General features: G+C 65.6%; 18 protein-coding genes. 7 read left to right on the forward strand and 11 right to left on the reverse strand.

What is annotated here, in order from left to right; all coding sequences use genetic code 11:
* From JNN06_RS07675 to JNN06_RS07685, 3 genes are all read right to left on the reverse strand, one after another.
* Window positions 1–765, reverse strand: a 765-nt coding sequence (locus tag JNN06_RS07675; protein WP_291239003.1) for an MFS transporter, incomplete at its 3' end; no start/stop codon positions are given.
* Between the two features lie 58 nt (window positions 766–823).
* Window positions 824–1,870 carry a tRNA preQ1(34) S-adenosylmethionine ribosyltransferase-isomerase QueA gene (queA, locus tag JNN06_RS07680; protein WP_291239004.1) on the reverse strand — a complete coding sequence of 349 codons (1,047 nt, stop codon included), beginning with the start codon at window positions 1,868–1,870 and terminating at the stop codon, window positions 824–826.
* Window positions 1,871–1,872: 2 nt separating this feature from the next.
* Window positions 1,873–5,106: a DUF3971 domain-containing protein gene (locus tag JNN06_RS07685; protein WP_291239005.1), complete on the reverse strand. Its 3,234-nt coding sequence runs from the start codon at window positions 5,104–5,106 to the stop codon at window positions 1,873–1,875.
* Window positions 5,107–5,329: 223 nt separating this feature from the next.
* Between JNN06_RS07685 and JNN06_RS07690 the strand changes: the two genes are divergently transcribed.
* The 4 genes from JNN06_RS07690 to JNN06_RS07705 all read left to right on the forward strand — a co-directional run bounded on the left by JNN06_RS07690 (window position 5,330) and on the right by JNN06_RS07705 (window position 8,637).
* Complete coding sequence (locus tag JNN06_RS07690; protein WP_291239006.1) at window positions 5,330–5,803, forward strand: peroxiredoxin; 474 nt, start codon at window positions 5,330–5,332, stop codon at window positions 5,801–5,803.
* On the forward strand, window positions 5,800–6,630 hold the full coding sequence (locus JNN06_RS07695) for a ferritin-like domain-containing protein (RefSeq protein ID WP_291239007.1): 831 nt from the start codon (window positions 5,800–5,802) through the stop codon (window positions 6,628–6,630). The genes JNN06_RS07690 and JNN06_RS07695 overlap by 4 nt, the downstream gene beginning before the upstream one ends.
* A gap of 206 nt (window positions 6,631–6,836) precedes the next feature.
* Complete coding sequence (locus JNN06_RS07700) at window positions 6,837–8,171, forward strand: M23 family metallopeptidase (protein WP_291239008.1); 1,335 nt, start codon at window positions 6,837–6,839, stop codon at window positions 8,169–8,171.
* On the forward strand, window positions 8,161–8,637 hold the full coding sequence (locus tag JNN06_RS07705) for a polymer-forming cytoskeletal protein (RefSeq protein WP_291239009.1): 477 nt from the start codon (window positions 8,161–8,163) through the stop codon (window positions 8,635–8,637). Before JNN06_RS07700 ends, JNN06_RS07705 begins: the two co-directional genes overlap by 11 nt.
* Before the next feature lie 164 nt (window positions 8,638–8,801).
* On the opposite strand, the gene JNN06_RS07710 is transcribed toward JNN06_RS07705, so the two are convergent.
* The 5 genes from JNN06_RS07710 to JNN06_RS07730 all read right to left on the reverse strand — a co-directional run bounded on the left by JNN06_RS07710 (window position 8,802) and on the right by JNN06_RS07730 (window position 15,896).
* The gene (locus JNN06_RS07710; protein WP_291239010.1) at window positions 8,802–9,554 is read right to left on the reverse strand and encodes a DUF2189 domain-containing protein; all 753 of its coding nucleotides are present in this window, start codon (window positions 9,552–9,554) and stop codon (window positions 8,802–8,804) included.
* Between the two features lie 69 nt (window positions 9,555–9,623).
* Window positions 9,624–10,751, reverse strand: coding sequence for a peptide chain release factor 2 (prfB, locus tag JNN06_RS07715; RefSeq protein WP_291239037.1), 1,128 nt, complete (start codon window positions 10,749–10,751; stop codon window positions 9,624–9,626).
* A gap of 91 nt (window positions 10,752–10,842) precedes the next feature.
* Complete coding sequence (locus JNN06_RS07720) at window positions 10,843–13,392, reverse strand: penicillin-binding protein 1A (protein ID WP_291239011.1); 2,550 nt, start codon at window positions 13,390–13,392, stop codon at window positions 10,843–10,845.
* Between the two features lie 144 nt (window positions 13,393–13,536).
* Entirely contained in the window at window positions 13,537–14,721 is a 1,185-nt protein-coding gene (locus tag JNN06_RS07725; RefSeq protein ID WP_291239012.1) for an N-acetylmuramoyl-L-alanine amidase, read from the reverse strand.
* Window positions 14,722–14,750: 29 nt separating this feature from the next.
* Window positions 14,751–15,896, reverse strand: a complete 1,146-nt coding sequence (locus JNN06_RS07730) for an aminotransferase class I/II-fold pyridoxal phosphate-dependent enzyme (RefSeq protein ID WP_291239013.1) — start codon at window positions 15,894–15,896, stop codon at window positions 14,751–14,753.
* A gap of 103 nt (window positions 15,897–15,999) precedes the next feature.
* Here JNN06_RS07730 and JNN06_RS07735 point away from each other — a divergent pair, with 103 nt between their 5' ends.
* The gene (locus JNN06_RS07735; RefSeq protein ID WP_291239014.1) at window positions 16,000–16,752 is read left to right on the forward strand and encodes a DsbA family protein; all 753 of its coding nucleotides are present in this window, start codon (window positions 16,000–16,002) and stop codon (window positions 16,750–16,752) included.
* Between the two features lie 40 nt (window positions 16,753–16,792).
* On the opposite strand, the gene ispG is transcribed toward JNN06_RS07735, so the two are convergent.
* From ispG to hemA, 3 genes are all read right to left on the reverse strand, one after another.
* Entirely contained in the window at window positions 16,793–17,908 is a 1,116-nt protein-coding gene (ispG, locus tag JNN06_RS07740) for a flavodoxin-dependent (E)-4-hydroxy-3-methylbut-2-enyl-diphosphate synthase (RefSeq protein WP_291239015.1), read from the reverse strand.
* Between the two features lie 97 nt (window positions 17,909–18,005).
* Entirely contained in the window at window positions 18,006–19,259 is a 1,254-nt protein-coding gene (locus JNN06_RS07745) for a helix-turn-helix domain-containing protein (protein WP_291239016.1), read from the reverse strand.
* A gap of 133 nt (window positions 19,260–19,392) precedes the next feature.
* Window positions 19,393–20,622, reverse strand: a complete 1,230-nt coding sequence (gene hemA, locus JNN06_RS07750) for a 5-aminolevulinate synthase (RefSeq protein WP_291239017.1) — start codon at window positions 20,620–20,622, stop codon at window positions 19,393–19,395.
* A gap of 343 nt (window positions 20,623–20,965) precedes the next feature.
* Between hemA and JNN06_RS07755 the strand changes: the two genes are divergently transcribed.
* A complete protein-coding gene (locus JNN06_RS07755) occupies window positions 20,966–22,336 on the forward strand; it encodes a M20/M25/M40 family metallo-hydrolase (protein WP_291239018.1) in 1,371 nt (456 codons plus the stop codon).
* The gene (locus JNN06_RS07760) at window positions 22,333–22,779 is read left to right on the forward strand and encodes a GNAT family N-acetyltransferase (protein ID WP_291239019.1); all 447 of its coding nucleotides are present in this window, start codon (window positions 22,333–22,335) and stop codon (window positions 22,777–22,779) included. Before JNN06_RS07755 ends, JNN06_RS07760 begins: the two co-directional genes overlap by 4 nt.
* The last annotated feature ends 22 nt before the right edge of the window (window positions 22,780–22,801 follow it).

A 22,801-nucleotide genomic window follows, 5' to 3' on the forward strand; every position in this document is an offset into this window, starting at 1 on the left:
CCAGCCGATCGGATATTGCAGCACCAGCCCGCCGACATACATCGCGCCGACCCAGATCGAGATTTCCTTCACCGTCAGCCCCGACATCGAGCCCCAGACTGCCGACATGCCGAACATCGCGGCAAAAATCCCGCCTGTCAGCAACATGCCCACGCAACCCAGCGGCGAGATGCGCCAGAGCCGCGGAAAGCTCAGCCGCGCCGTGGTCTCGAAGGTGGGCGCCGGGGTATTGGCCAGCAAAAGCGGCATGAAAGCCAGGCTCACCAGCACCGAAGGGATCACGAACAGGGTGAAACTGGTCGGAATATCCACGTTCAGCAGCATCTGACTGCTGATGATGCCGATCATCTGCACGATCATATAGGCCGACAGCGCCTGCCCCCGCGTCTCGTTGGTGGCAGTGTTGTTCAGCCAGCTTTCGGCGGTGATATAGACGCCGCAGAACGAGAACCCGATCAGCACCCGCAGGGCCGACCAGACAATCCAGTCCGGCGCCACCGGATAGACCACCAGCACCGCCGAAATCATCGAGCCAAGGGCCGAAAACACCCGCACATGCCCCACCTTGCGGATCAGGCCCGGCACCACCAGCGAGCCGACCAGAAAGCCCGCAAAATAAGACGACATCACCACCGAAAGGTGGAAGGTCTTGAAGCCCTCAATCGTGCCGCGAATCCCCAGCAGACTGCCCTGCATGCCGTTGCCGACCATCAGAAGCATGACCCCCAACAGCAGGGGCCAGGAGGTGGCAATGACCTTCAGCATCGAACTCTCCGGGTTTGGGACAGAGTCTCAGGAACAAATTAAGAACTGATGAACAGTGTCACGGGATCAGCAATGACGCATCGCCATAGGAAAAGAAACGGTAACCTTCCTTGACGGCATGGTCATAAATCCGCAGCACCCGGTCGCGCCCGATCAGCGCCGAAACCAGCATCAGCAGCGTCGATTTCGGCAGGTGAAAATTGGTCATCAACGCGTCGGTGACCTGAAACCGGAAACCGGGATAGATGAAAATATCGGTGGTGCCGCGCCAGGCGCGCAGCTGGCCATCCACAGCGGCGCTCTCGATCAGCCGCAGCGCCGTGGTGCCGACGGGGATCACCCGGCCCCCCGCCGCCTTGGTCGCGTTGATGGCCGCCGCCGCCTCGGCGGTCACCTCGCCCCATTCGGCATGCATGCGATGGGTCGTCACATCCTCAACCTTGACAGGCAAAAACGTGCCCGCGCCGACATGCAGCGTTACTTCGGTGAACTGCACGCCCTTGGCCCGCAGCGCCTCCAGCAGGGCCGCGTCGAAATGCAGGCTGGCTGTGGGAGCCGCCACCGCGCCGGAATGGCGGGCAAAGACGGTCTGGTAATCGTCACGATCCTGCGCATCGGGGGCGCGCTTGGCGGCGATATAGGGCGGCAAGGGCATATCGCCCGCCTGTGCCAGCGCGGCGTCGAAATCCTCGCCGGTCAGGTTGAACTCCAGCGCCAGGTCGCTTTCGGTTTTTGCCACCACCCGCGCCGAAAGCTGATCGGAAAAGACGATCACTTCGCCCTGCGCGACCTTGCGCAACGGTTTCGCCAAGGCCCGCCACGTGCCCGAGGCCTGCGGCTCCAGCAGCGTGACCTCGACCTTCGCCGCCACCCGGCCCTGCGCGCTGTCGCGCCAGCGCTGCCCGTTCAGGCGCGCCGGGATCACCTTGGTATTGTTCAATACCAAACGATCTCCCGCCCGCAGCTCCTCCAGCAGGTCCGTCACGCGCCGGTCGCGGATCGCCGCACCCTCGGCCACCAACAGCCGCGCCGAAGACCGGGGCTTGGCGGGCCGCGTGGCGATCAGCGCCTCGGGCAGATGAAAGTCGAAATCTGAGAGCTGCATCGTCACTCCTGCAAGCGCGGCACCGGGCGGCGGAAAATCTCGCGAAACATGCCCGGCGTCAGGATCGACAAGGGGTTGACCGAGACCGAAGGGGCATCCGAGCTGCCGCCCAGCCGATAGTTGAAGCCAAACAGCCCCTCGCCCTCGCGGGTCAGCACCGCGCCCACCCCGTTCAGCAGATAGATCGGCGAGATGACGCCCTGCATGTTCAGCCGCTTGCTCCGCGCATCATAGGTTCCCGCCATGGAAACCCCCATCGAGAGGCCCACGGCGGCCCCCCTGTTGACCTCGACACCGGCGGGCGTCAAGCGGAAGTCAGCCTCACCTTCCGAAAACACCAGCCCCGGCCCGTTCAGCTTTTCCAGAATGCCGACCACCGAGATGGCCGAAAGCAGCTCGGCCAGAACCGGCGCATTGCGCACCCGAAAGGCCTCGGCCCGCGCCGTGCCGCGATAATGGCCCTTCGGCCCCAGCGGCAAAAGTTGCAGATCCAGCGTGCCGCCCCGCGCCTTGGAGAAGATGCCCGCCGCCGCCAGCACGCCACCCGCATCGGCCGATTGCACCCGGATCGCCGTGCCGTTTTGCGCAGGCACCACCGTGCCGCGCAGGGGCGCCTGGCCGTTCAGCGCCGCCTCGAACGCGCCGTTGAAGCCGCCCTTGGTGCCGAATTTGCCACTAAACCCTTGCAGTGCAATGGTTTCCGTCACCTGCACCGAGGCCAGTCGCGCCGAGATCGGCGTGCCGCCGCCGCCCGCGCCCCTGGAGCTGCCGAACTCTGGCAGCTTGCGCAGATCCAGCCGCCCCTCGGTCACCTCGACGCTCGGGCTTTGGCCGCGCCCGCGCGCCTTCAGCACCGCCGCGCCCCGGAACCAATCGCCGATCGCCAGCTTGGGCAGGGTGATCCGGTCAAGCCCCCCCGCCGCCGTCAGGCTCACCTTGCCTTCCGCCGTCAGCCCCGCGCCGGAAAGTGCCAGCCGCTCCACCGAAACCGGCTTGCCCAAAGTCGCCGCCAGCTCCAGCTTGCCACCGGCGCCGGGGCCCTTGCTCCAGCCGATTTCCGGCAGGCGCAGGGTCAAGCCCTTCAAGTCGCTCGTCAATGTCAGGCGGGGCGCGGCGCCTTTCGCCAGTTCCACCCGGAAGCGCCCCTGCCCCTTGCCCGCCACCGCGCCCGCAGGCAACCCGATGCGAAACGCCTCCACCGCGCGCGGCGACAGCTCCGCCACGCCCTCCACCCGCGCAGGCCCGGCATTCTTGCCGAAGGGCAACCGGTACTCGGCCTCGAAGGGCACGCCGCTCATCGTGCCCTTGCCGCTGATGCTCAGCCCTTTGGGCGCGGCCAGCAGCGCCAGCCGATCCGCCGCCATCCTGTGCCCCGGCACCAACACCTCCGAGCGCACATCGAACAGCGTGCCGCGAATGTCATAGCTGACATCCTTCGGCTCCACCTTTTTCACCAAAGGCAACCGCAGCACCGCCTGCACCTCGGCCCGGCCCTCGCCCAGCGTCACCGGGCGGCCCGCCTTGGTCAGAAAGTTGAAAGGCTTCTGATCCAGCAGCGACAGCGCCGCCGTCAGGCTTGATTTCGTGTTCAGCCGGATCTCGGCCTGGGCCGGTTTTTGCAGAATATCCAGCACCGAAAACACCGAGCCCGCCATGTCGATCCGCCCGCCCTCGGGCGGGGTCACATGGCCCGCATCCAGCACCATCGTATAGGTCTGGCCCTCGATCGTCGCATAGCCCGAGCCGCTTTGGATCGGCGGCAGGGTGCGCAGGAACCGCACATCGCCTTCGCGGAAATCATAGCCAAGCGCGAGGCGCGGCTCGCCGCCCTGATCCAGCCGCAGCGCGACCTTCACATCTTGCAGCAGCCCCTCATAGACGTTTTCCGCCAGCCAGTTGCGGGTCTTCGGCACCGCCGAAACCGGCCACAGCGCCAGCAGCCGGTCATGCGCAATCGCATTCACCGCAATATCCGAGGCCAGGCTCCAGCCCGCCTCGCCCACCTCGGCGCGCCCCGAAAGCGTCAGCTTCAGCGGGCCTTCCTGCAAGCTGAGCTGCCCCACCTCCAGCCGGAACGGGTCCAGCCGCAGCCGCAGGTCCATCGCGCCCTGCCGGAAGGTCACCGGCTCGGTGAACAGCCCCTCCGGGTCGACCATCAGCCGCTCCAGCGCGATCTGCGCCAGAAAGGCTTCGGGCTTGCCCGCATTCACCCCCGGCGCATCCACATGGCCCTGCGCCGCCAGCCGCAGCGTGCGGCTTTGCACCTCCAGCGCGGTCAGCCGGATGCGCTCGGCGCGCGGATCATAGGTCAGCGCCAGACGCGCTGCGTCAAAGCCGATGGGCCGCGCCTTGGGGCTGGGCTGCAAGGCCCCCGCGCCCAGGCCAAGTTCGCCCTCCAGCACCACCACCTTGCCATCGGGCGCAAGGCCGGTGATCAACCGCCCAGAGATCGGCGCATCCAGCGCGGCCAGAAAGCCCAGAACCGGGGCCTGTGCCGCGATGTCGCGCGCCTCCACCCGCTCCACCGTGGCGCGCAGCCGGGCGCCCGAGCTGTCCTTGCGGGTCGCCACCGACAGCTGCGCCTGCGCCGGTTCGCCCTCCGGGTTGGCCAGCGTCATCGAGAGCTGGGCCTTGATCTCGTCGCGCTGGTTCAGCAGCACCAGCCGCCCGTCGCCCACGCTCCAGGTGCGGCCAGAGCGCGCATCCTGCAAGGTCAGGCTCAGCGCCTCCGCCGTCACCTCATCCAGCGCCGCGAGACCGGGCTGGGCGAACACGGCATCCATCCGGTCCAGCAGATCGGGAAAGGCGCCCAGATCGCGGATCGGCGTGCCGCCGCCCAGATCCAGATCGAACCGCCCCGCCGCGTCACGATGCAGCCGCAGCGCCGCGCCCGACAGCACCACCGAAGAGGGCCGCAGCGCACCGCGCAGCAGACTGCCGCCGTCAAAGGCCACCCGCGCCTCGGGCAGGCGCAGGATGGTGGCGCCATCGGGCCGCGCCAGCACCAGGCTTTCCAGCCGCAGACGGGGCACCCAGGCGCGATCAACCATGACCTCGATGCCGCCCAGCGACAGCTGCGCCTGTTTCAGCGGCAGCCGCGCATTCAGCTGCGCCTCGGCCTCGGCCACCATCCAGACCGGCAGCCGGATGGGCTTGCCGGTCAGCGCCAGCGCGGCAAAGCCCGCCACCAGCACCAGCACCATCAGGCTGCCCAGCATCCACAGCGAAAACCGCACTCTGCGGCGCAGCCTTCGTCTGGGCAGCGGTGCCGCCATCCTGGCCGCGGCGCTTTCAGGCGCAGCCGCAGCCGGAGCTTCCGCCCCCGCAGCCTCTGCCTGATCCCGGTCTTCGGCCATGCCACCCGCCCTTGCGCACTTTTTACCGGGCTTGCCTTTAACTGCGCTTAAAGGCAACTAAAACCCCCGGCATCATCCCCCCGCTTGGCAAGGAGCCGCGCATATGGACCTGACGAACCACCCCGCCCCGGCCTTCACCCTCCCGCGCGAGGATGGCAGCCTGGTCAGCCTGTCAGATTTCGCAGGTCAGCCCGTTGTCCTGTTCTTCTATCCCAAGGATTCCACTCCCGCTTGCACCACAGAGGCGCAGGATTTCACCGCAGCGCTGCCCGAGTTTGCCGCCACAAACCCTGCCGCCCCCTGCATCGTGCTGGGCATTTCCAAAGACAGCGTTAAAAAACACGCGAATTTCACGAAAAAAAGCGCGCTCGCCGTGCCGCTTCTGTCCGATGAACACGGCCAGACCTGCGAGGCTTTCGGCACCTGGGTCGAGAAATCCATGTATGGCAAGACCTATATGGGCATCGAGCGGTCCACCTTCCTCATCGGGCCGGATGGCCAGATCAAACGCGAATGGCGCAAGGTGAAGGTGGAGGGCCATGTCGCCGAAGTGCTGGAGGCCGTCAGAACCCTATGAAAACCCTTGCAGAAATGGCGGTAGAGGTGCTGTCCACCGCCGATGGCCGCGCCAAATGCGCGCTTTCGCAGGCCCATGCCGCCCGCTGGGTCGAGGCCCGCAAGGCCGGTGCGCCGCTGCCCGTCGGCACCGCCCACCCGCCCGATCACCCGGCCCGGCCCGCGCGGCCCGAACTGCTTGCGCCGCGCGATGTGCCGCGCCGCCGCCCCGGCTCGGCCCTGGGGCGCATCGCGCTGCTGCATGCGGTGGCGCATATCGACCTCAACGCCGTCGATCTGCATTGGGACATCATCGCCCGTTTCGGCCATATCCCGATGCCGCTGGGCTTTTACGACGACTGGGTGAAATCGGCGGCCGAAGAATCCCGTCATTTCAACCTCATCTGCGATTGTCTGGAGGGCTTGGGCAGCCATTACGGCGCCCTGCCCGCCCATGCCGGCATGTGGCAGGCGGCCTCCGACACGGCGGGCGATCTGCATGGCCGCCTTGCCGTGGTGCCCATGGTGCTGGAGGCGCGCGGCCTCGATGTCACCCCCGGCATGATCGAGATTTTCCGCGCCGCCGGCCTGACCGGGGCCGTAGCCGCGCTGGAAACCATCTATGCCGAGGAGGTGGGCCATGTCGCCTATGGCGCAAAATGGTTCAACTGGCTTTGTGGCCGCGACGGGCTGGACCCGAAGGCCGAGTTCCACGCCCTCGTGCGGCGCTATTTCCACGGTCGCCCCAAACCGCCCTTCAACGAGGAAAAGCGCGCCGAGGCGGGGCTGCCGCCCGATTTCTACTGGCCGCTGGCAGAGGGGATCAAACCGCCCAGCTATGCCGAATAGGCACGGCTTATCGGCAGGATGTTGCCGAAACCGGCGCGCCGATGGGCAAAACTGCCCTGCCGCCTCCCCAAAACCGTTGCAGCCCTCCCCCCCGGCGCTTTAAGCACTAGGGCCAAAGGGCGGCCAGCGATCTTCTGGCGCCCCGCCTTGCGGCCCATCCTCGGGGCTTGCCAGCCCGCTGCCCGACCAGATCAGGGAAACCACACGTGCTTCACCGCCTTGCCTACCGGATCAACGCGACCCTGGAAAACTGGCTGCCCGAGCAGCGGCTGTTCCTGAAATCCGACGAGGGCACCCGTTTCATCCGCCTGCGCCCCATGACGCAGGCCGTGGCGCTGACCACGGGCGGCCTTCTCATGGCCTGGACCTTCATCGCCACCTCGATCATCCTGATGGACAGCATCTCTGCCGGGTCCGATGCCGATCAGGCCGCGATGCAGCAGCAGCTGTTTGAACAACGCCTCACCGCGCTGTCCACCGACCGCGACCTGCGCGCCGAGGAGGCCTCGCGGGCGCAAGACCGCTTCAACCTCGCGCTGGCCGAGGTGAGCGAGATGCAGGCCCGCCTGCTGGCCTCCGAGGATCGCCGCAAGGAGCTGGAAACCGGCATCGACGTGATCCAGAACACGCTGCGCCGCGCGATTCTGGAGCGCGACGAATCCCGCGCCGCGCTGGAGCGCACCACCACCGCGCTGGCCAGCCAGTCGGGCACCACCGAGCTGGGCCGCGCCCGCGACGCGCTGGCCACCATCGGCTTCATGTCCGGCGCGCTTGGCCAGACCGCGCGCGAGCGCGACGAGATGTCGAAAATGGCCGAGGTGGCCCGCGAGGATGCCGCCGCGATCCAGCGCGCGAAGGATGAGATGGCGCTGCGCAATGACGCGATCTTTGCCCGGCTGGAGGAGGCCGTCACCGTCTCGATGGAGCCGCTGGACAAGATGTTCCGCGCCGCCGGCATGTCGCCCGACAGCCTGCTGGATCAGGTGCGCAAGGGCTATTCCGGTCAGGGCGGGCCGCTGATGCCCATCGTCTCCACCAAGGGCGGGGCGCTGAGCGAGGATGAGGCCCGCGCCAATACCGTGCTGCAAGGGCTGGATCGCATGAACATGTATCGCCTTGCCGCCGTGAAGGCGCCCTTCGCCAATCCGATCCCCTCGGGCAATTACCGCTTCACCTCGGGCTTTGGCTCGCGCAACGATCCCTTCGGGCGCGGCACCCGCCGCCATGAAGGGCTGGATTTCGCGGGCGCCTATGGCACGCCGCTTTATGCCACCGCCGATGGCGTGGTGGTGAAGGCGGGCTGGGGCAATGGCTATGGCCGCATGGTGCAGATCCGCCATGACTTCGGCCTCGAAACCCTCTATGGTCACATGTCCGAAATCCGCGTCTCCGTCGGTCAAAAAGTATCGCGCGGCGACCGGATCGGTGATATGGGCAATTCAGGCCGGTCCACCGGCACCCACCTTCACTACGAGGTTCATGTCGGGGGCCGCCCGGTCAATCCGATGACCTTCATCAAGGCAGCAAGCGATGTTTTCTAAATCCAGAATCAACGAACCCGGTCCGAAACAGGTGGAAGGCGACAAGCCGAAAGCCCCGGAGCTGCCCGCCACCAAGCCCGCGATGGATTTCTCGGCCGGGGTGAAGGCCAAGCCCAATGCCTCGGTGCTGTCCTCCGATCTCACCGTGGTCGGCAATCTGAAAACCACCGGCGATATTCAGGTGGAAGGCACGGTCGAGGGCGACATCCGCGCCCATCTGCTGACCGTGGGCGAAACCGCCACCATCCGCGGCGAGATCGTCGCCGATGACATCGTGGTGAATGGCCGCGTCATCGGCCGCGTGCGCGGGCTGAAAGTGCGCCTCACCTCCACCGCGCGGGTCGAGGGCGACATCATCCACAAGACCATCGCCATCGAAAGCGGCGCCCATTTCGAGGGCTCGGTCCAGCGTCAGGACGACCCGCTGAATGGCGTGAAGCAGATCGCTGGCCCCAAGGCCGACTAAGCCGCTGCGCTGGCTTTGCATCCCGACAAGGCGCCCCTTCGCGGGCGCCTTTTGCTATGGCGGGGGTTTGCAATGATCCGGCGTTGCAAAGGCCCGGCTTTGCAAAATCACGCCACACAAGCGCAGCTTTGCAAAGCCTCGGCTTTGCAACATCCGCTTTGCATCTAGCCCAGGGCCCGGCGATAGAGGTGCCAGGTCGCATGGCCCAAGACCGGCAGCACCACGAACAGGCCCAGAAAGCCGGGCAGCATGGCCAGAAACAGCAGCTCCGCCACCAGCGCCCCCCAGCTCAGCATCACCACCGGGTTGCTGGTCACAAGGCCAAGGCTCGTCAGCATCGCCGTCACGAAATCCACCTCGCGGTCCAGCAGCAGCGGCAGGCTCACCACCGTCAACCCGAACAGCAGCGTCGCGATCGCCGCCCCCAAAACCGTGCCGATCGCCAGCATCATCAGCCCGTTGGGCGTGGCGAATACCTCCAGCGAGGAGGTGATATTGGTCAGCGACAGCGTGCCCAGAAACAGCGCAAAGATCATATGCGCCAGAAAGTTCCAGAACAGGAAGAAGATCACGATCACCGCCGCCATCGAAGGGATCTGCCGGTTCCGCTCACGCAGGATCACCCCCGCGATGCCCGGCCAATCGAGGCGCTGCCCCGCCTCCAGCCGCCGCGACATCTCATAGAACCCCACCGCGATGAACGGCCCGAGGATCGGAAAACCCGCGCTGGCGGGCAGCGTCCACCACAATTGCCCCTTGGTGGTCAGCGCCCAGAACACCAGCCAGCCGCCCAGCACATAGACCAGCGCAAAGCCCATGCCGTAAAGCGGCGCGCGGGTGAAATCGCGCCAGCCAGCGGCAAGGCTGTCGCGCAAATCGACAAAGCCGACGGTCTTGATCTCTGGCGCCTGCGACATGCGGTCCCTCCCCTTTCAGGGCAGGCTAACCGCAGGCAGGGCCGATGGAAAAGATGTATTTGCCGCCGCTCAATCCTCGGCGGTGGCCTCGGCGCGGCTTTTGCCCGCCACATCCATCGCCAGCGTCGCCTGCATGAAGCGGTCCAGATCGCCATTCAGCACGCCGTCGGTATCCGAGGTCTCATAGCCGGTGCGCAGATCCTTGACCATCTGATAGGGCTGCAAGACATAGGACCGGATCTGGTTGCCCCAGCCCGCATCGCCCTTGGCCTCATGCGCCGCGTTGATCGCCGCGTTGCGCTTGTCCAGCTCCATCTGATACAGCCGCGATTTCAGCGCCTTCATGGCGATGTCGCGGTTCTGGTGCTGCGATTTTTCCGAACTGGTCACCACGATATTGGTGGCGAGGTGGGTGATCCGCACTGCCGAGTCGGTGGTGTTCACGTGCTGCCCACCCGCGCCCGACGAGCGATAGGTGTCGATCCGGATTTCATGCGGCAGCACTTCGATCTCGATATTGTCATCCACCACCGGATAGACCCAGACCGAGCTGAAAGACGTATGCCGCCGCGCCGCCGAATCGTAGGGCGAGATGCGCACCAGCCGATGCACGCCGCTTTCCGATTTCAGCCAGCCATAGGCATTCGGCCCGCTGATCTTGTAAGAGACCGATTTGATCCCGGCCTCCTCGCCCTCCGACATGGATTGCAGCTCGACCTTGTAGCCCTTCTTTTCCGCCCAACGGGTATACATCCGCGCAAGAATGCTGGCCCAGTCGCAGCTTTCGGTGCCACCGGCACCGGCATTGATCTCCAGGAAGGTGTCATTGCCATCGGCCTCGCCATCCAGCAGCGCCTCCAGCTCCTTGGCGCGGGCGGTTTCCACCAGCGCCTTGATCGCCGCCTCGGCCTCGGCCACGATCTCGGCGTCGCCCTCGGCCTCGCCCATCTCGATCAGCTCGATATTGTCGTTCAGCCCCGCCTCGATCATGCGATAGGTGCCCACGGCATCCATCAGCGCCTGCCGCTCGCGCATCAGCTTTTGCGCCTTGGCCGGATCGTTCCACAGGTTCGGGTCTTCGATCATCGCGTTGAATTCCTCCAGGCGATGCGGCGCCATCTCGTAATCCATGCGCTGCGCCAGCAGGGCCAGCGACTTGCGAATGGCATCGGCTTGAGACAGGGTTTCAGCGCGCATCTTGAGGTCTTCCATCACAACATGAAGGGTTCAGGCCGGGTTCTTACCCGGCCCGCACCGATCCGGCAAGCCATTGCGGTCTGGCCGGGTTTCAGTAAAGCCCACCCGAAGACAGCGTGCCGAAATCGGCCTTTTTCTTCGGGATGATCTTGGTCTGGCCGCTGGCCGTGGTCACCTGCGAGGCGCCGCCATCGGTTTCGCCCGCGGTGAACAGCGGCAGGTTCTCGCCCATGGCAAAGCCGCCATCCACGAAGATGCCGCCGCCGCCCGTCGGATCGTCGCCCTCGCGGAAATATTCCGAGATCACATTGTCGCCCTGCGCGCTGTCGGGCAGGCGCGCGCCGCTGAACCGGTCGATCTTGGCGAAATAGCCGCCCGGCGGCACGGCGAACTTGCCGCCGCCATATTTCTTGATCGCCGTGCGCATGAAACTTTCAAACACCGGCCCGCACAGCCCCCCGCCCGAGGCCTTGCCGCCCAGCGTGCGCGGATTGTCATAGCCGATATAGCAGCCCGCCGCGATGTTCGAGGTATAGCCGATGAACCACACATCCTTGGCGTCATTGGTGGTGCCGGTCTTGCCCGCCACCGGTACCGGCAGGTTGATGCCCCGCGCCGTGCCGCGCTGCACCACCCCCTCCATCATCGAGGTGATCTGATAGGCGGTGATCGGGTCGATCACCCGCTCGCGGCTTGAGGTGATCTTGGGCGCCTGCCCCTCGGGCAGCAGGGCCGCATCACATTCGACGCATTGGCGCGGATCATGCTTGTAGACCGATTTGCCGTAACGGTCCTGCACCCGGTCCACCAGCGTCGGGTCCACCCGCTCGCCGCCATTGGCCAGCATCGCATAGGCGGTCACCATCTTCAGCAGCGTGGTTTCCTGCGCGCCCAGCGAGTTCGACAGGAAGGCGTTCATCCGGTCATAGATGCCAAAGCGCTCGGCATAGCCTGCCACCGTGTCCATGCCCACCTCTTGCGCGATCCGCACCGTCATCAGGTTGCGGCTCTGCTCGATGCCGGTGCGCAAGGGCGTCGGGCCATAGAACTTGTTCGAGGCGTTTTTCGGCCGCCACAGGCCTTGCGGCGTGTCCAGCTCGATCGGGGCATCGACCACGATGGTCGCAGGCGTAAAGCCGCTGTCCAGCGCCGCCGCATAGACCAGCGGCTTGAAGCTCGACCCCGGCTGGCGCATCGCCTGGCTGGCGCGGTTCAGCTCAGAGTCTTGATAGGAAAAGCCGCCCTGCATCGCCAGCACGCGGCCCGAATTCACATCCATCGCCATGAAGGCGCCCTCGACCTCCGGCACCTGCCGGAGCGTCCAGCGCATAAAGCTGCCATCGTCATCCGAGGTCATGGCGCGCACCAGCACCACATCGCCCACATCCACCAGATCGCTGGCCACGCGCGCCTTCTTGCCCAGATCGCCATTGGCCAGCCGCTTGCGCGCCCAGGTCACATCCTCGGCGGGGATGAAATGGCCGTCCTCATCCTCCTGCACGCCCTCGATGCCGATGCGGGCCGCGCTTTCGCCCAAGCTCAGCACCACCGCCGGGTGCCAGCCCTCGATGTCGCGCGGCACCTGCGCCTCGGCCAGCGCCGCGCGCCAATCGGCTTCCGAGGTCAGCCGCTCGGGGCCGATCACCTTGCCGGTGCCGCGCCAGACGCCCTGCCCGCGGTCATAGCGTTCCAGCCCTGCCCGCAGCGCCTTGGCCGCTGCCGCCTGCATCTCCGGGTCCACCGTGGCGCGGATCGAGAAGCCCTCCGAGAAGAACTCCTTCTGCCCGAAACTGCCCGAAAGCTGGCGGCGGATTTCATCGGTGAAATAGTCGCGCGGCGGCAGCGTGGTGCGGAAGGCCGGATAATCGCCGTTCTGCACCGACAGGAGCGGCGCTTTCACCTCGGCCTCATAGGTCGCCTCGTCCAGCTGGCCATTGTCGCGCATCTCGCGCAGCACCTCGTTGCGGCGCCGCAACACCTTGTCATGGTCGCGCACAGGGTGCGAGCGCGCCGGCTCGCGCGGCATCGCGGCCAGCGTCGCCGCCTCATGCGGGGCCAGCGCGGTCAGCGATTTGTTGAAATAGGTCAGCGCCGCCGCCGCCACGCCATAGCTGTTCTGGCCCAGATAGATTTCGTTCAGATACAGTTCCAGAATCCGGTCCTTGGGCAGCGCATCCACCAGACGGGTGGCCAGAATGATCTCCTTGATCTTGCGCTCTGCCGTGCGGTCGCCCGACAACAGGAAATTCTTCGCCACCTGCTGCGGAATGGTCGAGGCCCCGCGCAGCTTGCCCCCCTGAAGCGCATCCTTGATGGCCGAGGCAATGCCCAGCAGGTCAAACCCCTGGTGCGTATAGAAATTCTTATCCTCGGCGCTGATGAAGGCATGTTTCACCAGATCGGGCATATCCTGAATCGAGACGAACAGCCGCCGCTCCTCGGCGAATTCGTCGATCATGCGGCCCTCGGCATCATAGATGCGGCTGATGATCGGCGGCTTGTATTGCGCGAGGCTCTCATGGCTGGGCAGGTCGCGCGAATACATCCACAGCACCGCCCCGACCGTCAGCGCCCCGAACAGGGTGCCCAGCGTCAGGAAGGTGAAGATGGCCCCGAAGAAAGACCCGATGAAGCGCGTCACACCACTACCCCCGCAAGTGCCCGATCTGCCGGGTCGCCGCCCCATATAGGGGCAAAGGCGGTCGAGGTCAAAACCCCGAAGCCGCCGCTCTGATCGTCGGGCGGGAAGCCGCCCGCCCCTTGCAACAGGCGCGCGCAGGCCGGATCAGCGCAAACCCGCCCGCGCCGCCTCGTCCTTGGCCCAGCCGCGCAAGCCCTCGCGCAGCGCCGCCGCCATTTTCGCCCGCCAGGCCTTGTCCTGCAAGCGCTTCAGATCGCGCTCCGAGGACAGAAACCCCAGCTCCAGCAGCACCGACGGAATATCGGGCGATTTCAGCACCGAGAACCCGGCCTCCTGCCTGGGGTGACGGTGCATCCGCAGCTCCTGGCCCTGAATCGCCGCCACCAAGGCCTCGGCCAGCCGTGCCACCCGCGGTTCCGTCTCGGTGCGCGCCATATCCATCAAGACCCGCGCCACCATGTCATCCTGCTCGGTCAGATCGACGCCTGCCAGCAGGTCGGCCCGGTCATGGCGTTCGGCCAGCGTCTTGCCCGCCGCATCCGAGGCCTCCTCCGACAGGGTATAGACCGTGGCCCCCACCGCCTCGCCCTCGGCAATCGCATCGGCATGCAGCGACAGGAACACATCCGCCCCCGCCGCCCGCGCCACCGAAATGCGGGTTTCCAGCGGCACGAACACATCTTCCTCGCGCGTCAGCACCACGATCGTGTCGCCATCGCGCATCATCAGCTCTTTCAGCTCGCGCGCGAAGGTCAGCACCAGATCGGCCTCCTTCACCGGCCCCCGCTCGGCGCCGGGGTCGATGCCACCATGGCCGGGGTCCAGCACCACCACCAGCGTGCCGTCATGGCGCGGCTCGGCCTTGGGAAGATCGGCCGGTTTGGGCAAGGCCCATTCCTGCGGCTCGGGCTGGGCCGCCTTGGCGGCAAAGGCCTCCGCGCTCACCGGCTCCAGCCGCACAGTCACCCGCGTGACCCCTTCGGTCGCCATGCCCGCCTGCACCACCGCCATCGGCCCCGGCAGCTCCGCCACCAGCCGCGACCAGCCGGGCCGGAAGGTGCCCGCCAGCAAACCCGCCAGGCCGCCCTTGTCCAGCGTGCCGATGCCCTGCCAGTCCACCTCGCGGAAATCCATCACCAGACGCGGCGGCTGATCCATCACCCGCACCCGCCACGGCACCGGCTGGCTGATCGCCAGATCCACCGCGACGCCCGCCCCCGAGGCCTCGATCCGGCTCGCCTCCGGCACCAGCCGCGCCAACCCGCTCAGCTCCTGCGCGCCAGAAGGCCCCGCCGCCAGCAGGCCCAGCACAACGGCAATCCCCTTCACCTTGGCCCAAATATCCAAAATCCGCCCTCTCAGCCGCGCCGCGCCATGAAAGCCTGCAACCGCGCCAGCCCTTCCACAATATCCGCCGTCGCCCGCGCATAGGAAAAGCGCAAGGTCTGCGCCCCGCGCCGCGGGTCGAAATCAAGCCCCGGCGTCACCGCAACCCCTGCATGTTCCAGAATTTCCGCCGCGAATTCGAGTGAATTTTCGGTGAGCCCGCTCACATCGGCATAAATATAGAACGCCCCATCCGGCGGCGCGATCTTGTCAAACCCCGCTTTTGGCAAGCCTTCCAGCATCAGCCGCCGGTTCTCGGCATAGACCGCCCGGTTCGCCTCCAGCGCGTCGATGCAGTCCAGCGCATGCAGCGCCGCCACCTGGCTGGCATGGGGCGGGCAGATGAACATGTTCTGCGCCAGCCGCTCCACCACGCGCACATGATCCTCCGGCACCACCATCCAGCCGATCCGCCAGCCCGTCATGCTGAAATATTTGGAGAAACTGTTGATGACATAGACATCATCGCTGATTTCCAGCGCACTGACCGCGCGGGCCCCGTAATGCAGCCCGTGATAGATCTCGTCCGAGACAAAGCTGATCCCCCGCGCCGCGCAATGCCCGATCAAGGCCTCCAGCGCCGCATGATCCAGCATCGTGCCCGAGGGGTTGCCGGGGCTCGCCACGATCAAGCCTTGCAGGTCATGGCCTGTCAGATCGCCCGGCACCGGCTGCAAGCGGTTCTCCAGCGCGGCCGGAATCCCCACCGCCTCCAGCGACAGCGCCTTCAATATCTGCCGGTAAGACGGATAACCCGGCTCGCCCAGACCCACCTTGTCCCCCGCCTCGAACAGCGCGGTGAAGGCCAGCAGGAACGCCGCCGAAGACCCGGCGGTCACCACCACCCGCTCGGGGTTCAGCGTCACGCCATACCAGCGCTGATACAGCGCCGCGATCCCCGCCCGCAACTCCGGCAGGCCAAGCGCCACGGTATAGCCCAAAGGCCCCGCCGCCATCGCCGCCTGCAACCCCACCAGCGCGCGCTCGGGCGCCGGCGTGCCGGGCTGGCCCACCTCCATATGAATGATGCTGCGCCCCGCCGCCTCCAAGCTGCGCGCCCGCTCCATCACATCCATCACGATGAAGGGATCGACCAGAGACCGACTTGAAACCCGCATGAAAGCCCCCTTAAAGTCGCCGCGCAACCGCCCGGCTGATCGGGCGGCACACTGGCCCGCACCGCGCGCAGCGTCAAGCAGGCAGACCCCGACTGGAGACCGCATGACCCGCCTTTTCGCCGCCACCACGCTGGCCCTCAGCCTCGCCCTGCCCGCCGCCGCCTTCGACATGACCGCGATGACGGATGCCGAACGCAGCGCCTTCCGCGCCGAGGTGAAGGCCTATCTGCTGGAAAACCCCGAGGTGATGCTGGAGGTCTTCAAGGTGCTGGAAGACAAGCAGGCCCAGGCCGAGGCCAGCGCCGACATCGAGCTGGTGCAGACCCACAAGGCCGAGCTTCTGCAAAACCCCGCCGATTGGGTCGGCGGCAATCCGAAGGGCGACATCACCCTGGTCGAATTCCTCGATTACCGCTGCGGCTATTGCCGCAAAGCCTATGCCGAGGTCGAGGAGCTGGTGAAATCCGATGGCAATATCCGCCTGATCTTCAAGGAATATCCCATTCTGGGCGAGGGTTCGATGATCTCGTCGCAATTCGCCATCGCCACCCGCATGGTGGCCGGGGACGAGGCCTATAAAAAGGCCCATGACGCCCTGATCACCCTGCGAGGCGACGCCACGCCCGAGACCTTGGGCGCGCTGGCCACCGAACTGGGCCTTGATGCCCCCGCCATCCTCGCCAAGATGGAAAGCCCCGAGGTCAAGGCCGTGATCGACGCCAACCACGCCCTTGGCATGGCGATGCAGATCAACGGCACCCCCAGCTTCGTGATCGAAGGCGCCATGCTGCGCGGCTATGTCCCGCTCGACGGCATGCGCGAAATCGTCGAAAGCGAACGCGCCAGCAAGGGCTGACGGCCAAAGGCCGGGGCGCAGCCCGCTCCGGCCTCCCCCCTCACTCGGCTTTCGCCGCCTCCAGCTCTGCGGCCTTCTTCTCCACCTGCTCCACGATATGATCCACCATCTGCTCGTTCGACAGCTTGTGGCTCTGCTTCCCCGCCAGATAGACCATCCCCGAACCAGCGCCGCCGCCCGTAAAGCCGATATCGGTCATCAGCGCCTCGCCCGGCCCGTTCACCACGCAACCGATGATCGACAGGCTCATCGAAGTGGTCACATGCGCCAGCCGTTCCTCCAGCGCCGCGACGGTCTTGATCACGTCAAACCCCTGCCGCGCGCAGCTGGGGCAGCTGATGATCGTGACACCCCGGTGCCGCAGGCCCAGCGATTTCAGGATCTCGAACCCGACCTTCACCTCCTCCACCGGATCGGCGGACAGGCTGACGCGGATCGTGTCGCCAATCCCCGCCCATAGCAGATTGCCCAGACCCACCGCCGATTTCACCGTGCCGGAGACAAGCCCCCCCGCCTCGGTGATCCCCAGATGGATCGGCGCATCGGTGGCATCGGCCAAAGCCTGATAAGCCGCCGCCGCCAGAAACACGTCCGACGCCTTCACCGAGATCTTGAACTCGTGAAAATCATTGTCCTGCAACAGCTTGATATGGTCGAGGCCAGATTCCACCATCGCATCCGGGCAAGGCTCGCCGTATTTGTCCAGCAGGTGCTTTTCCAGCGACCCGGCATTCACCCCGATGCGGATCGAACAGCCGTGATCCTTCGCCGCCCGCACCACCTCGGCCACCCGCTTGGCATCGCCGATATTGCCGGGGTTGATGCGCAGACAGGCCGCGCCCGCCTCGGCCGCCTCGATCGCGCGCTTATAGTGGAAATGAATATCCGCCACGATCGGCACCGGGCTCTCCTGCACAATCTCGCGCAGCGCCCGCGTGCTGTCCTCATCCGGGGTCGAGACCCGCACAATATCTGCCCCCGCCACCGCGCAGCGCTGGATCTGTTCAATGGTGGCCGCCACATCATGCGTCAGCGTATTGGTCATCGTCTGCACCGAGATCGGCGCATCGCCCCCCACCAGCACCTTGCCCACGCGGATTTGCCGAGACTTGCGGCGCTCGATATTGCGCCAGGGACGAACAGGATTATGCGACATGGGGGCAACCCTTCGGATGTTACGGCCCGAGAGATAAAGACGAAACGGCCCCGGGGCAATGCCGCCGGGGCCGTTTCGCCAAAGGATCGCAGCAAGGTTACTGCTGCGGCGCGGCGCCCTCGGGCAGAACCTCGGCCACCGCCACGATGCGCTTCAGATCGGCATCGTCGTCCAGATCGGCCACGGCATATTTGCCCTTCAAGGCCTCCTCGGTCAGCGCCACATTCTTCACCACCTGCGGCCCCGGGGCCGCCGGGCCAAAGGCCTGACCGTTCACCAGAAAATACACCGACCCGGCATTGCCCGAGCGCAGGGTGGCCGCCTGTTCCAGCGCAGGCACCTGATAGCGCTCGCCCGCTTCAAGAATCTTCTCGAACAGCACGGCGCCATCGGCCGAAGACACCCGCACCCAGGAGGGGCGCACGGCGAGGATTTCGACACCGGGCTTGGCCTCGGCCACCACCTGCACCTGATCGGTCAGGCCCCCCTCCAGCGGGGCGGCCATACCATCGGCCTCGGCCACCACGGCCACGGGCGCCACACCCTGCCCGGCAAAGCTGCCGGTCTGGCGCGGATCAATCGCCGCAATCGGGCCATCGCGCGACACGAAAACCGGCACATCCAGCGCTTCGGGGCGGCGCATCCGGTTCAGCAGCTCCGGGCTGCCCGGCTGCGGCGCCGGATCATTGGCCGCCAGAACCGGGTCCACCGTCTCGGGGCTCACCCGCTCCACCGGAGCCAGCGGCTGCATATTGGCCAGCGGATCGACCTCGGCCACCACCACCGGCGCCTCGTCCACCGGCGCCAGCTGCACGCGCTGCACCTCGCGCAGCACCGACCAGCCGCCATAGCCAAGCGCCCCGGTCAGCGCCACCAGCACCAGAATCGAGCCAATCGCGCCCGGCTCCACCCGGCTCAGCCAGCTTTCGCTGCGCGGCACGAACAGCGCATTCGGATTGGCGAAGGGATCGCCCGAGGCCACGCCCGCCCGCGCCCGCGCCGCCGTGATCGTCTGCGGCGCCGCAGCGGCAGACATGCCATGCGCCACCTCGAAATTCGCTTCCTTGCAGAAGCGGGCAAAGGCCTGATCCGGGTCCATGTTCAGATAGCGCGCGTAAGAGCGCACATAGCCTGCCACAAAGCCCTGGCTTTCAAAGGCCGACAGGTCGCAATTCTCGATGGCGGCGATATAGGTGGCCTTGATCTTCAGCTCGCGCTGCACATCCAGCAGCGATTTGCCCAGCGTGGCGCGCTCGCCGCGCATCACGTCACCAAGCCGCAGCTCGAAATCATCGAAACCCTTGGGTTTGTCAGCCTCGGCCGCCGAAGGATCGCCCCTCCGCCAGATCATCCGCCCGATCATACGCCCTGTCCCGTCCTGCCTTGGTTTTGGCGTTTACCGAGTCGCCGCTGGACGACTCGCCTTATCCCTAATTGCCGTTAGCGTAGCACAGGGCAAGCCCGTTTTGCATCTGCGGCGGCGATCAGGCGGAGTGTTCGGCACGATTCAGCGCACAGTGCCGCCAAAGGCTGTCCATGGCGCGCACCACATGGTCGATCTGGCCGCCGTCATGCACCGGCGAAGGGGTAAAGCGCAGGCGTTCCGTGCCGCGCGGCACGGTCGGAAAGTTGATGGGCTGCACATAGATGCCGAACTGGTCCAGCATCATGTCCGACAACATCTTGCAGTGAACCGGGTCACCGATCACAACCGGCACGATATGCGAGCCATGGTCGATGATCGGCAGGCCCAGGCCCTTCAGCCGCATCTTCAGGATTTTCGCGTGCAATTGCTGGGCATCGCGCAGCGCCTGCCCCTCGGCCGTTTTCAGAAATCTGATCGAAGCCGCCGCCCCAGCCGCAATCGCCGGCGGCAGCGAGGTGGTGAAGATGAAGCCCGGCGCATAGGAGCGGATCGCATCCACCATCTTCGCACTTGCAGCAATATAGCCGCCAAACACGCCAAAGGCCTTGCCCAGCGTCGCGTTGATGATGTCCACCCGGGCCATCACGCCATCGCGCTCGGCCACGCCGCCGCCACGCGGGCCATACATGCCCACCGCATGCACCTCGTCCAGATAGGTCAGCGCGCCGACCTCCTCGGCCAGATCGCAGATCTCGGCAATCGGGCCAAAATCGCCATCCATCGAATAGATCGATTCAAAGGCAATCAGCTTCGGCGCCGCCGGATCATCCGCCGCGATCAGCGCGCGCAGATGCGCCACGTCATTGTGCCGGAACACCCGCTTGGCGCCGCCATTGCGCTTGATGCCTTCGATCATCGAGGCATGGTTCAATTCGTCGGAATAGATGATCAGCCCCGGAAACAGCTTGGGCAGCGTGCTGAGCGTCGCATCATTGGCCACATAAGCGCTGGAGAACACCAGCGCGGCCTCCTTGCCATGCAGATCGGCGATCTCGGCCTCCAGCCGCTTGTGCCAGACCGTCGTGCCGGAGATGTTGCGCGTGCCGCCCGAACCGGCGCCGCAGATCGCAATCGCCTCCTGCATCGCCGCCAGCACCACCGGATGCTGGCCCATCCCCAGATAGTCATTGCCGCACCAGACCGTGATGTCCTTCTCGGTCCCGTCCGGCTTCGTCCAGACCGCATGAGGGAACTTGCCACGCTTGCGCTCGATATTGATGAAGGTGCGATAGCGGCCTTCGTCATGCAGCCGGTTCAGCGCGGCATCGAGTGCGTGATCGTAGTTCATCTTCGTCTCCTGGCGATGAGCGAGGTCGGGGCTGTTCCGGCGGTCTAGGCGGGCCGCCGGATCGGCGCCTTGATATTGGTCAAATGCTGTATCCGAAAGAGGGCATTTTGTCCCCCCGTCAGAAGGTCGCATGTCCAGCGCACGCGCCCCTCATTTTCTGTTCAAAAATATCCCACGGGGGTCCGGGCCAAAAGAGAACTGGGGGCTGTGAAGCCCCCGGTCCTGCACCTTCCCCACGCACCCACTCTGGACACTTCGGTACATCCCATTACACTTGGCCCGAATTTCAGGGCCAAAGCGTATATCCCATTACCCTTTCGCGCCCCGCCCATAGGAGCTTTCCATGTCCCTGGACGCCGTTCTGGCCCGTATCGACGAAGATCAGCCCGCCGCGCTGGAGCGGCTGTTTGCCCTGCTGCGCATCCCGTCGATTTCCACCGATCCCGCCTACAAGCCCGATTGCGCGGCGGCCGCCGATTGGCTGGTGGCCGATCTGGAAACCCTTGGTTTCACCGCCAAGGCCCATGCCACGCCCGGTCATCCGATGGTGGTGGCGCAGGGTGGCGAGGGCGGCCCGCATCTGCTGTTCTATGGTCACTATGACGTGCAACCCGTTGATCCGCTTGAGTTTTGGTCGCGCGATCCATTCGACCCCGAGCTGCAAGAGACCCCCAAAGGCCGCGTCATCCGCGCCCGGGGCGCCTCGGATGACAAGGGCCAGTTGATGACCTTCCTGGAGGCTTTGCGCGCGTGGAAGGCCATGCATGGCCGTTTGCCCTGTCGCCTGACCATCCTCCTGGAGGGCGAGGAGGAATCCGGTTCGCCCTCGCTCATCCCCTTCCTGAAACAGCATGCCGTTGATCTGAAAGCAGATATTGCCCTGATCTGCGACACCGGCCTGTTTCAGGATACTGCCCCCGCCATCGTCACCATGCTGCGGGGCTTGCTGGGCGAGGAGGTGGTGATCCGCGCCGCCAACAAGGATCTGCATTCGGGCATGTTCGGCGGGTTGGCGCGTAATCCGATTCACGTTTTGTCTCGCATTCTCAGTGGCTTGCACGACGATCTTGGCACGGTTCAGGTGCCCGGATTCTATGAGGGCGTCACTGAATTGCCCGATGAGATTCGCGCGCAATGGCAAAATCTGGCCTTCGATCACGCCAAATTCCTCGGCGATGTCGGCCTCTCGCTGCCCGCAGGCGAGGCCGACCGCACGCCCCTGGAGATGATCTGGTCGCGCCCCACCGCAGAAGTGAATGGCATTTCAGGGGGTTACGCGGGCGATGGCTTCAAGACCGTCTTGCCGGGCGAGGCGCGCGCCAAGATCAGCTTCCGACTTGTCGGCAGCCAAGACCCTGAAAAACTTCGCGAATCCTTCCGCGCATGGGTGAAAGCCCAAATCCCCGCCGATTGCAGCGTCAGCTTTGCCGACCACGGCGCCTCGCCCGCCGGCGTCATGCAGATCACCCACCCCGCCTTCGAGGCCGCCCGCGCGGCCCTCGCCGCCGAATGGGGCCGCCCGGCGGCTTACGTCGGCTGCGGTGGCTCGATCCCCATTGCCGGGTATTTCAAGACCTATCTAGGCATGGATGCCATGCTTCTGGGCTTTGGCCGCGATGATGACCAAATCCATTCTCCCAATGAAAAGTATGACTTGGAGTGTTTTCACAAGGGCATTCGCAGCTGGGCGCGCCTGTTGGGCAGCCTCGCATGACGCTGACGATCCGCGACGCCGCCCCGCAAGATGAGGCCCAATGGCGCGATCTTTGGGCGCAATATCTGGCCTTTTACGAGGTCGATCTCGCGCCCGAGATCACCACCCGCACCTGGGCGCGGCTGATGGAGGCCCAAAGCCCGCTATCGGGCCGTTTTGCCTTTGAAAACAACGTGATGCTGGGCTTTGCCTTGCATCACCATCACTGTTCCACCTGGGTGATGGGCGAGGATTGCTATCTGGAAGACCTGTTCGTCTCCGCCACTGCCCGCGGCAAGGGCGTCGGTCGCGCGCTGATTGACGATCTGAAGGCCCTCGCCACCGCGCGCGGCGATCATCGCCTTTACTGGCACACGGACGAGGGCAATGCCCGCGCCCGCGCGCTTTACGACAGCTACGCGCCCTATGACGGCCATGTGCGCTACCGGTTGAAACTGCGCTAAGCCTTTGGTAGGGAAGGGAAAC

The sequence above is a fragment of the Gemmobacter sp. genome (genome assembly GCF_016792925.1).
Lineage (GTDB): Bacteria > Pseudomonadota > Alphaproteobacteria > Rhodobacterales > Rhodobacteraceae > Gemmobacter.